The 10,999-nt window shown below is 73.9% G+C and carries 8 protein-coding genes, 1 tRNA gene and 1 other RNA gene; 9 read left to right on the forward strand and 1 reads right to left on the reverse strand.

Translation table 11 applies throughout. From position 1 onward, the window contains the following. The first annotated feature begins 34 nt into the window (after nt 1-34). Nucleotides 35-119: transfer RNA gene (locus BMY88_RS19830), tRNA-Ser, on the forward strand. A 47-nt stretch (nt 120-166) separates the two neighbouring features. Here the strand turns inward: BMY88_RS19830 and BMY88_RS19835 are convergent. Continuing rightward, nucleotides 167-1,123, reverse strand: coding sequence for a DMT family transporter (locus tag BMY88_RS19835; protein WP_091947805.1), 957 nt, complete (start codon nt 1,121-1,123; stop codon nt 167-169). Between the two features lie 208 nt (nt 1,124-1,331). Between BMY88_RS19835 and ffs the strand changes: the two genes are divergently transcribed. The 8 genes from ffs (at nt 1,332) to BMY88_RS19875 (ending at nt 10,743) form a co-directional block, all read left to right on the forward strand. After that, nucleotides 1,332-1,427: signal recognition particle sRNA small type (ffs, locus tag BMY88_RS19840), an RNA gene on the forward strand. 47 nt (nt 1,428-1,474) lie between these two features. Continuing rightward, nucleotides 1,475-3,835 (forward strand): DNA polymerase III subunit gamma and tau, encoded by a 2,361-nt coding sequence (locus BMY88_RS19845; RefSeq protein ID WP_091947808.1) that lies wholly within the window; start codon nt 1,475-1,477, stop codon nt 3,833-3,835. Nucleotides 3,836-3,956: 121 nt separating this feature from the next. Next, nucleotides 3,957-4,295: a YbaB/EbfC family nucleoid-associated protein gene (locus BMY88_RS19850; RefSeq protein WP_091947860.1), complete on the forward strand. Its 339-nt coding sequence runs from the start codon at nt 3,957-3,959 to the stop codon at nt 4,293-4,295. Between the two features lie 30 nt (nt 4,296-4,325). Then, nucleotides 4,326-4,925: a recombination mediator RecR gene (gene recR / locus BMY88_RS19855; RefSeq protein WP_091947812.1), complete on the forward strand. Its 600-nt coding sequence runs from the start codon at nt 4,326-4,328 to the stop codon at nt 4,923-4,925. A gap of 235 nt (nt 4,926-5,160) precedes the next feature. Further along, the gene (locus BMY88_RS19860) at nt 5,161-6,807 is read left to right on the forward strand and encodes an ABC transporter substrate-binding protein (protein ID WP_091947815.1); all 1,647 of its coding nucleotides are present in this window, start codon (nt 5,161-5,163) and stop codon (nt 6,805-6,807) included. Between the two features lie 101 nt (nt 6,808-6,908). Beyond that, nucleotides 6,909-8,015 carry an ABC transporter permease gene (locus tag BMY88_RS19865; RefSeq protein ID WP_091947816.1) on the forward strand — a complete coding sequence of 369 codons (1,107 nt, stop codon included), beginning with the start codon at nt 6,909-6,911 and terminating at the stop codon, nt 8,013-8,015. Beyond that, entirely contained in the window at nt 8,015-9,037 is a 1,023-nt protein-coding gene (locus BMY88_RS19870) for an ABC transporter permease (RefSeq protein ID WP_091947819.1), read from the forward strand. Before BMY88_RS19865 ends, BMY88_RS19870 begins: the two co-directional genes overlap by 1 nt. Continuing rightward, a complete protein-coding gene (locus BMY88_RS19875) occupies nt 9,034-10,743 on the forward strand; it encodes an ABC transporter ATP-binding protein (protein WP_091947821.1) in 1,710 nt (569 codons plus the stop codon). Before BMY88_RS19870 ends, BMY88_RS19875 begins: the two co-directional genes overlap by 4 nt. Nucleotides 10,744-10,999: the final 256 nt, after the last annotated feature.

The following is a 10,999-nucleotide window of genomic DNA, read 5'->3' on the forward strand; positions in this document are numbered from 1 at the left end:
CCCCGCCGCGCCGCCCGGTAGTCTGGGCGGCACGGGAGGATTCGCCTAGTGGCCTATGGCGCTCGCTTGGAAAGCGGGTTGGGGGCAACCCCTCGGGAGTTCGAATCTCCCATCCTCCGCACGTGGGCAGGGCCTCCGGCACACCGCCGGGGGCCCTGCCGCGTCTCTACAGCCCGGCCTCGACCTCCGGCGCGCGGCCGAGTTCGCGCACGTACAGGCCCGCGACCGCCGCGAGCAGCAGCAGCCCGCCGACGACCGCCCCGGGCGCCAGGCGCTCGCCGAGGAACGCCGTCGCCAGCGCGGTGGCGGTGAGCGGCTCCAGCAGCGTGACGATCGACGCGACGGGGCCGGGCACCGTGCGCACCCCGGCGAAGAACAGCCCGTACGCCAGCGCGCTGGGCACGAACCCCAGGTAGAGCAGCACCGCGACGGCGACGGGGTCGGTGGGGACGGCGAGCCCCGCGGCCACCACCGCCGGGGTGAGCAGCAGCGCGCCGCCGGCGAACCCGATCAGGGTCACCGGCACGCCCGCCGGAACCCCCGCGCCGGCGAGCGTGACCACGGCGTAGCCCAGTGCCGATCCGGTCGCCATCAGCGTGCCCAGCAGGACCGCCGTCCCGCCGTCCGCGCCGGCCGACACCCCGACCAGCAGGCCCAGCCCGGCGAGTGCCACGACCAGCGCGGCCAGCGTGGTCCCGCTGGGCCGGCCGTGCCCGAGCAGCGCCGCACCGACGGCGATCAGCAGCGGCGCCAGGCCCAGGGCGACGAGCGTCGCGATGCTCACCCCCGCCCGGGAGACCGCGCTGAAGTACGCCAGTTGGTAGGCCGCCAGCCCCGCACCGACCAGGCCGAGGCGGACGGCCACCGGCCGGCCGACGGCTCCCCGGCCGGGGCGCCGGGCGGCCGTCAGCCCCCACGCGGCCAGGAGCACGACGGCGCCGATCGCCAGGCGGTACCAGGCGATGTCGAGCGCGGAGAGGTCGCTGCGGTCGGCGACCACGCTGCCGCTCAGCCCGGACGTCCCCCAGCACAGCGCGGCGGCGACGACGAGGAGGAACCCGCGGCGGGGATGCGCGGCGGGACCGCGGCCGGCGGCGGACGCGGCGGTGGAGGGGGTGGACATGGCGCTCCTGGACGGTTCCGGACGGAGGGACGGCGGTCCGGAGCACGGGCGAACAGCTCGCCGGGGGAGCGCCGGCGGGCGTCAGGGGTGCGCGGCGCTCCGGGTCAGGAGCGGGGCGGCGGGAGCGCGCGGGCGCGCCGGGGCGACATGGCGCCCAGGGTAGGGGGGCGGCGTGGCCGGAGCCCGACCGCGTTCCTCTACAGTGGGACCCGACCCCTCGTGTGGCGTCATCCTGTGAACCTCCCCAGGGCCGGAAGGCAGCAAGGATAAGCGGGCTCTGGCGGGTGCGCGGGGGGTCCCTTCTTTCTCCCGTGGGCGAGGGTCGTCGGTGCGGGCACGTAACCTCGCCGCGTGGCTCTGGCGCTCTACCGGAAGTACCGCCCGGCGACCTTCGCCGAGGTGGTCGGGCAGGAGCACGTCACCGCCCCGCTGATGAACGCGGTCGACGGCGGGCGGATCAACCACGCCTACCTGTTCAGCGGCCCGCGCGGCTGCGGCAAGACGTCCTCGGCGCGGATCCTGGCCCGCTCGCTGAACTGCGCGCAGGGTCCGACGTCCACCCCGTGCGGGGTCTGCGAGTCCTGCGTCGCGCTGGCGCCCGACGGGCCCGGCTCGCTCGACGTCATGGAGATCGACGCGGCCAGCCACGGCGGTGTCGACGACGCGCGGGACCTGCGGGAACGGGCCTTCTTCGCGCCGGTCAGCAGCCGCTACAAGGTCTACATCGTCGACGAGGCGCACATGGTCACCACGCAGGGCTTCAACGCCCTGCTCAAGGTGGTCGAGGAGCCGCCGGAGTTCCTCGTCTTCGTGTTCGCCACCACCGAGCCGGAGAAGGTGCTGCCCACCATCCGCTCGCGCACGCACCACTACCCGTTCCGGCTGGTGCCGCCGTCCACGCTGCGGGGGCTGCTGGAGCGCACCTGCGCCGCCGAGGGGGTGACCGTCGAGCCCACGGTGTTCCCGCTGGTGGTCCGCGCCGGCGGCGGCTCGGTCCGCGACTCCCTGTCGATCCTCGACCAGTTGCTGGCCGGCGCCGGGCCCGAGGGCGTCACCTACGCCTCCGCGCTCGGGCTGCTCGGCGTCACCGACGACGCGCTGCTCGACGAGACGATCGACGCGCTGGCCGCCTCCGACGCCCCCGGGGTCTTCCGGGCCGTCGACCGCGTCGTCGAGGCCGGCCACGACCCACGCCGCTTCGCCACCGACCTGCTCGACCGGCTGCGCGACCTCATCGTGCTCGACGCGGTGCCCGACGCCGGCGGCAACGGGCTGCTCGACTGCCCGCCCGACCGGCTGGACCTGATGAGCTCGCAGGCCCGCGCGCTGGGCTCGGCGACGCTCTCCCGGATGGCGGACACGGTGCACGCCGGGTTGACCGAGATGCGGGGGACGACGGCGCCGCGGCTGCTGCTGGAGCTCGTCTGCGCCCGCATGCTGCTGCCGGGCACCGACGACGCCGCGGCGGCCACCCTCCAGCGCCTGGAGCGGCTCGAGCGCCGGATGTCGATCGCCGGGGAGCACGCAGGCCGGCCGGCCGCGGAGGCTCCGGCGCCGCAGTCCCCGGTCCGCGAGGCGCTGGTCCGCGAGGCGCCGGTCCGCGAGGCGCCGGTCCGGGCCCCCGAGGCCAGGCCCGACACCCGGGCCCCCGAGGTCCGGGCCCCCGAGGCGCCGGTGCGCGAGAGCCCTGCCGCCGCCCCGGCGCCCGCCGAGCGGCCCGCGGCGGCCGCGGCGGGATCGCGCCGCGAGTACGTGCGCCCGTCGCGGTCCGCGCCCGCCGCCGCCCCGGCGCCCGCGCCGGCCGCCCCGGCACCGGCCGCGACCGCCGACGACGACTGGCCCGAGACGACGCAGCCGGGCTCCGGCGCCGCGGCATCCGGCTCCCCGGCCCGCGCCGCCGCTGCCGCGCCCGCCGCTCCTGTGCCCGCCGTCCCCGCCGCGCCGTCGACGCCGGAGCAGGAGCCGCCGCGGCCGCGCCCGACCACCGACGAGCCGGACATCCCGCTGCCGCCGGAGCCCACCGACGACGAGGACTGGCCGCACCCCGCCGAGCCGGCCGCGGCCGCGGCGGCCGCCGCGCGGGTGGTCGCCCCGCGCGACGCCGCCCCGCCCGACGCCGCCCCACCCCGGGCCGCCGCCGAGTCCGCGCCCGCACCGCGCGGCGGCGAGCCGACCCCGCTGGTCTCGGCGACCGCCGGCGAGGGACCGCCGGCCGCCGGCGACGGGGGCGGATCCGGCGGTGACCTCACCACCGCCGACGTCCGCCGGGTGTGGCCGGAGCTGCTCGCCGTGGTCCGCAAGCACAAGCGGACCACCGAGGCGCTGCTGAAGTCGGCGCAGGTGCACGACCTGACCGGCGGCACGCTGCACCTGGCGATGACCTCGCCCGCGCTGGCCAAGATGCTCAGCGACGACCTGAACCAGGACATCATCCGCACCGCGCTGCAGGAGCTGCTCGGCGTGCGGTGGAAGGTGCAGGCGGTCGTGGAGGGTGCCGCCAAGGCGCCCGGCGGCGGCCGGGCCGGGCCCGCGGACCGCGAGGCCGCCCGCGAGGCCGAGCGCGTGGCCGAGGCCGCCGAGGCCACCGAGCTCATGGCCGAGCGCGCCGCCGAGACCACCAGCGACCGCCCGCCGGAGCCCGCCGTCGACCCCGAGCAGGCGGCGCTGTCGCTGCTGCGCGCCCAGCTCGGGGCCCGCCCGATCGACGAGTGAGCGGCACGACGTCCCCCCGGGGCCACGTGGGCCCGTGCGGCCGCCCGCCGAGACGGGCCCGGCGCGCCGCAGCCAGGTGAGCCTGCCGCGGACGTCGTCCACCGGGCCTACGCTCGGGAGCATGTCGTTCCCCGGAGGCGCCCCCGACCTGCAGCAGCTGATGCAGCAGGCGCAGCAGATGCAGCAGCAGTTGGTCGCCGCCCAGGAGCAGCTCGCGCGGGAGGAGGTCACCGGCTCGGCCGGGGGAGGCCTGGTCACCGCGACGATGACCGGCGGCGGTGAGCTGACCGCGGTCACCATCGCGCCGGCCGCCGTCGACCCCGACGACCTGGAGACCCTGCAGGACCTGGTCGTCGCCGCCGTCCGCGATGCCGGCCGCGCCGCCAACGAGCTGGCCGCCAGCCGGATGGGCCCGCTCGCCGGGGGCCTCGGCGGCGGACTCGGGCTCCCCGGCGCCTGAGCCGACCCGCCACCGGAACCGAGGAGCACCGTGTACGAGGGGGCCGTCCAGGACCTCATCGACGAGCTCGGCCGCCTGCCCGGCGTCGGGCCGAAGAGCGCGCAGCGCATCGCCTTCCACCTGCTCGCCGCCGAGTCCGCCGACGTGAGCCGGCTCGTGGCCGCGCTGCAGCGGGTCCAGGCCGAGGTGCGCTTCTGCGTGACCTGCTTCAACGTCGCCGAGGCCGAGCAGTGCCGGATCTGCCGCGACCCCCGGCGGACCGAGGACGTCATCTGCGTCGTCGAGGAGCCCAAGGACGTCGTGGCCATCGAGCGCACGCGGGAGTTCCGTGGCCGCTACCACGTCCTCGGCGGCGCGATCAGCCCCATCGAGGGCATCGGGCCCGACGACCTGAAGGTCAAGGAGCTCATGACCCGGCTGATGAACGGCCAGGTCACCGAGCTGATCATCGCGACGGACCCCAACCTCGAGGGCGAGGCGACCGCCGCCTACCTGGCCCGGCTGGTGGCGCCGATGGGGCTCGCCGTCTCGCGGCTGGCCAGCGGGCTGCCGGTGGGCGGTGACCTGGAGTACGCCGACGAGGTGACGCTCGGGCGGGCGTTCGAGGGGCGCCGACGGATCGACGCATGACGGACCTCTCGCCCCCTCGCCACCCGCGAGCTCGCCGCGGGCCCTGCGAGCGGGCCGTCGGTCCGGTGCCGTCGCGCCATCGGTCCGGGTCGTCCAGCAACACGGTCGGATAACCGATGCGCACCTGATTCCCACGTGCTGGGACGAATGTGCTACTCATGAGTAGCAACTGTTTCCGTGGCGTTCGCCCGCCGTCCCGACGCGCGAGCGGCCACATCTGAGAACGAGGTAGTGGATGACCCCCCTGGGAAGCAGTGGCCGGCGCGTGCGCGCGACCACGGCAGGCATCGCGGTGACGGCCCTGGCCCTGACCGCCTGCGGCGGCGGTGACGACGACAACGGGTCCGGCGGTTCGGGTGGCTCCGCCGACGCCCTGATCGTCGGCACGACCGACAAGATCACCACGATCGACCCGGCCGGCTCGTACGACAACGGCTCCTTCGCCGTGATGAACCAGGTCTACCCCTTCCTGCTCAACACCCCGCTGGGCAGCCCCGAGGTCGAGCCGGACATCGCCGAGTCGGCCGACTTCACGTCGCCGACCCAGTACACGGTGACCCTCAAGCCGGGCCTGACCTTCGCCAACGGCAACGAGCTGACCGCCTCGGACGTCAAGTTCTCGTTCGACCGCCAGGTCGCCATCGCCGACGAGAACGGCCCGTCGTCGCTGCTGGCCAACCTCGAGAGCGTCGAGGCCCCCGACGACACCACCGTCGTCTTCAACCTCACCAACCCCGACGACCAGACCTTCCCGCAGGTGCTCTCCAGCCCGGTCGGTCCGATCGTCGACGAGGAGGTCTTCTCGGCCGACTCGCTGACCCCCGACGACGAGATCGTCGCCGGCAACGCCTTCGCCGGGCCGTACGTCATCACCAGCTACGAGATAAACGACCTGATCGCGTACGAGGCGAACCCCGACTACCAGGGGCTGCTGGGCGCGCCGAAGACCGACACCATCAACGTGCGGTACTACGCCGAGGCCTCGAACCTCAAGCTGGACATCGAGGAGGGCGCCGTCGACGTCGCCTACCGCAGCCTCTCGGCCACCGACGTCGAGGACCTGCGCGGCAACGACGACGTCGAGGTCGTGGACGGTCCCGGCGGCGAGATCCGCTACATCGTCTTCAACTTCAACACCCAGCCCTACGGCGCGACGACCGCGGAGGCCGACCCGGCCAAGGCGCTCGCCGTCCGCCAGGCCATGGCGCACCTGATCGACCGCGAGGAGCTCGCGGAGCAGGTCTACAAGGGCACCTACACCCCGCTGTACTCCTACGTGGCCGACGGTCTGACCGGCGCCACGGACTCGCTGCGCGGCCTCTACGGCGATGGCCAGGGCGGCCCGGACGCCGACGCGGCGGCCCAGGTCCTGGAGGCGGCCGGTGTCGAGACGCCGGTCCAGCTGTCGCTGCAGTACTCCAACGACCACTACGGCCCGTCGTCGGGTGACGAGTACGCGCTGATCAAGGACCAGCTGGAGTCCACGGGGCTGTTCACCGTGGATCTGCAGACCACGGAGTGGACCCAGTACTCCGAGCAGCGCACCGCCGACACCTACCCGGCCTACCAGCTGGGCTGGTTCCCGGACTACTCGGACGCCGACAACTACCTGGCGCCCTTCTTCCTCACGGAGAACTTCCTCAGCAACCACTACGACAACCAGCAGGTGAACGACCTGATCCTGCAGCAGCTGAGCACGCCGGACGAGGCGGCGCGGACGGCCCTGATCGAGCAGATCCAGGACCTGGTCGCCGCCGACCTGTCGACGCTGCCCTACCTGCAGGGTGCGCAGATCGCCGTCGTCCGCACGGGCGTGACCGGCGCCGAGGACACCCTCGACGCGTCGTTCAAGTTCCGCTACGGGGCCCTCGAGCGGGCCTGACGGCACCACAGCGGTACCCGGCCCCGGGTGATCCCTCACGGCGATCACCCGGGGCCTCCCCATGTGCGGCCGGAGCCGCATCCGGAGGACGAGCAGGAGACATGAGCACCACTGCCACCGAGTTGACCGGCGAGCCGGCCGTCGTACCCGAGGCCGCTCCACCGTCCAGGCGGCGCCGCAGCGGCGGCGGGCTGGGCAGCTACATCGCGGTCCGGTTCCTGCTGATCTTCCCGACGATCTTCGTCCTGGTGACGACGGTGTTCTTCCTGATGCGCACCACCGGTGACCCGATCACCGCGGCGCTCGGCGGCCGCCTCGGGCCCGAGGAGCTGGCCGAGCGGGTCGCGGCCGCCGGCTACGACCGGCCGCTGCTCACCCAGTACTGGGAGTACCTGGGCCAGTTGGTGCGGCTGGACTTCGGCACCACGCTGTCGACCAACCAGCCGGTCACCGAGGTGCTCGTCGACTACGGCGCCGCCACGCTCGAGCTCGCGTTCTACGCGCTGATCGTGGCCTTCGCCGTCGGCATCCCGCTGGGCCGCTTCGCCGCCTACGCCCGCGACCGCTGGCCCGACGCCGTCCTGCGCGTCTTCGCGATCCTCTGCTACGCGACGCCGGTCTTCTTCGCCGGCATGCTGCTGAAGCTGGTGTTCAGCAGCGGGCTGGGCTGGCTGCCCTCCAACGGCCGCGCGTCCACGCGCAGCGAGATCATCATGCAGACCACCGTCGACAACCCGACGGGCATCTACCTGATCGACGCGTTCAAGACCGGCAACGGCGAGGTGGTCCGGGACGTGCTCGAGCACGCGGTGCTCCCCGCGATCGCGCTCGGCCTGCTGACCGCCGGTGTCTTCCTCCGGCTGGTCCGCACCAACGTCATCGGCACGCTCGGCATGGGCTACGTCGAGGCCGCGCGCTCCCGCGGCGTCAGCGAGCGCCGGCTGCTGCGCAAGCACGCCTACCGCCCGGCGCTCATCCCGATCGTCACCGTCATCGGCCTGCAGGTCGCCCTGCTGCTCGGCGGCGCCGTCCTCACCGAGACGACGTTCGAGTGGCGGGGCCTGGGCTTCCAGCTCTCGGAGTACCTGCAGGCCCGCGACTTCGTCGCCGTCCAGGGCCTGGTGGTGCTGCTGGCGGTCGTCGTCGCCGTCACCAACTTCGTCGTCGACGTCCTCGCCGCGCTCATCGACCCCCGGGTGAGGTACTGATGGCCACCCCCGCCACCCCCGTCCGCCGCACGCGCGGGCTGCCCGTCGTCCGCCAGCTCAAGCAGGCCGTCGGCCTGCAGCGCGGCATGCTGATCGCGGGCCTGGTGCTGACCGGGATCTTCCTGCTGACCGCGGCGGTGGCCCCCCTGCTCGCGCCCTACGGGTACGACCAGCTGCGCGACGCCGACGGCCCGTTCGGGGCGCAGCAGTCCCCCTCGGGCGAGCACTGGCTCGGGACGACGGTCGGCGGGTACGACGTGCTCTCCCGCGTCATCTACGGCACGCGGACCGCGCTCGCCGTGATCGTCGTGGCCATCGTCCTGTCGCTGTTCATCGGCGTGCTGATCGGCCTGCTGTCGGGCTACTTCGGCGGCTGGCTGGACCGGGTGCTGGTCGTCGTCTGCGACGCGGTCTACGCCTTCCCGACGCTGCTGCTGGCGATCGTCATGGCGATCGTGATCAGCGGCGGCCAGTCCAGCCTGTGGGGCGGGATCTTCGCCGCGGCCATCTCGATCACCGTCATCTACATCCCGCAGTACTTCCGGGTCATCCGCGCCGAGACCGTGCGGATCAAGGCGGAGGCCTACGTGGAGTCGGCCAAGGTGATCGGCGCGAGCCACTGGCGGATCATGACCCGGCACGTGCTGCGCAACGCCACCCGCACGCTGCCGCTGATCTTCACGCTCAACGCCTCCGAGGCGATCCTCACGCTCGCCGGCCTGGGCTTCCTGGGCTTCGGCATCGAGCCGACCTCCGGCGCCGAGTGGGGCTTCGACCTGAACCGGGCGCTGTCGGACGTCACCAGCGGCATCTGGTGGACGTCGATCTTCCCGGGGGCGGCGATCGTGTGGGTGGTGCTCGGCCTGACGCTGGTGGGGGAGAGCCTGAACGACCTCGCCGACCCCCGGCTGCGCAGCCGGCGGGCCGCGGAGGCCGGCGAGACCGGCGAGGTGACGGTCGTGCCCGGCGGTCCGCTCGGTGCGGGTCCCGGTGGCCTGGCGGGGATCGAGGAGACGCGATGAGCGAGCAGTTCACGAAGCCGGCCACGACGGACCCGGTGGTGCGGATCGAGGACCTCTCGGTCACCTTCGCCACCGACGCCGGCCGGGTGGTCGCCGTCCAGGACGTCTCGCTGCAGGTCGCCGCCGGCGAGGTGCTCGCCATCGTCGGTGAGAGCGGCAGCGGCAAGACCGTGACCGCGCGCAGCATCCTCGGGCTCCTGCCGGAGACCGCGACCACCCGCGGGGCCATCCTGCTGACCCGCAAGGACGGCAGCAGCAGCGCCGACGTCGTCACCGTGAAGCGGTCCGAGCTCGGCGAGGTGCGGGGCCGCGACGCGGCGATGGTCTTCCAGGAGCCCTCGACCGCGCTCAACCCGGTCTTCCCGGTGGGCTGGCAGATCATCGAGGGGCTGCGCGCGCACGGCCGCTACACCCGGGCCGAGGCGCGCGCCAAGGCCGTCGACGTGCTCCGGCGGGTCGGCATCCCGGAGCCGGAGAAGCGGATCGACTCCTATCCGCACCAGTTCTCCGGCGGGCAGAAGCAGCGCATCGTCATCGCCCAGGCGCTCGTGCTCGACCCCGGCGTGATCATCGCCGACGAGCCGACGACGGCCCTCGACGTGACCGTCCAGGCCGAGATCCTCGACCTGCTGCGCCGCTGCCGGGACGAGTTCGGCACCGCGATCGTGCTGATCACCCACAACATGGGCGTCGTCGCCGACCTGGCCGACCGGGTCGCCGTCATGTACCAGGGGCAGCTGGTCGAGCAGGCCGACGTCCGTACCCTGTTCGCGAACCCGCGCGACGAGTACACCAAGCAGCTGCTGGGCTCCGTGCCGCGGCTGGGGCAGGGGGTCGCCCGCACCCGGGAGCGGGCGGCGGCCCGGCCGGCCGGCTGGACGACGGCGACCCCGGTCGTCGAGGCCCGCGACCTGCGGATCGTCTACCCCGGCCGGCTGCGCAAGCCCGACTTCACCGCCGTCGACGGCGTCAGCTTCGCCATCCGGCCCGGCGAGGTGCTCGGCCTGGTCGGGGAGAGCGGCAGCGGGAAGACGACGATCGGCCGGGCCATCGCCGGCCTGACCAAGGTCACCGGCGGGTCGCTGTCGGTGCTGGGCACCGAGATGAACGGCGTCAAGGAGCGGCGCTTCCGCCCCGTGCGGGAGCGGATCGGCTTCGTGTTCCAGGACCCGGCGTCGAGCTTCAACCCCCTGCTGACCATCGCCCAGGCGGTCGCCGAGCCGCTGGTCGTGCACGGCCGGGCCAAGGACGCGCACGCCGCCCGCGGCCGGGTCGACGAGCTGCTCGAGGCGGTGCAGCTGCCCAGGTCCTTCGGGGACCGCTTCCCGCACGAGCTGTCGGGTGGCCAGCGGCAGCGGGCCAGCCTCGCCCGGGCGCTCGCGCTCGGCCCGGAGCTGCTCATCGCCGACGAGCCGACGTCCGCGCTCGACGTGTCGGTGCAGGCGCGGGTGCTCGAGCTGTTCGACGAGCTGCAGCGCGAGCTCGGCTTCGCGTGCCTGTTCATCAGCCACGACCTCGCCGTCGTCGACCTGCTGGCCGACCGGATCGCGGTGCTCTACCGCGGGCAACTGGTCGAGGAGGGCACGGGGGAGCAGGTGCTGGGCGCACCGCAGCACCCCTACACGCAGCGGCTGCTCGCCTCGCTGCCCGTGCCCGACCCCGACGAGCAGGCCGCCCGCCGCGCGAGCTGGCACCAGCTGGCCTGAGCGGAGTGCGCGAGCGCAGGTTTCCTGCGTGTTGAGTCCGAGGACATCTGTCAGTCCTGAAGTCTCATGACATGTGTCGCTTGATCATCACAACGCCGATGAGGTGGTGTGGGGAAGCGAGCGCCAGTCATGAAGCTGCTGGATGCGACGTTGCAGGTCGGCGTGCCGATCGAGAACGTCGCGGAGTGGTGCCGGGTCAACGGGGTCGAGCCGCGGACGTTCTACCGGCATCGGGCGCGGGTGGCCGCCGAGGGCG

Source organism: Trujillonella endophytica (assembly GCF_900110555.1).
Lineage (GTDB): Bacteria > Actinomycetota > Actinomycetes > Mycobacteriales > Geodermatophilaceae > Trujillonella > Trujillonella endophytica.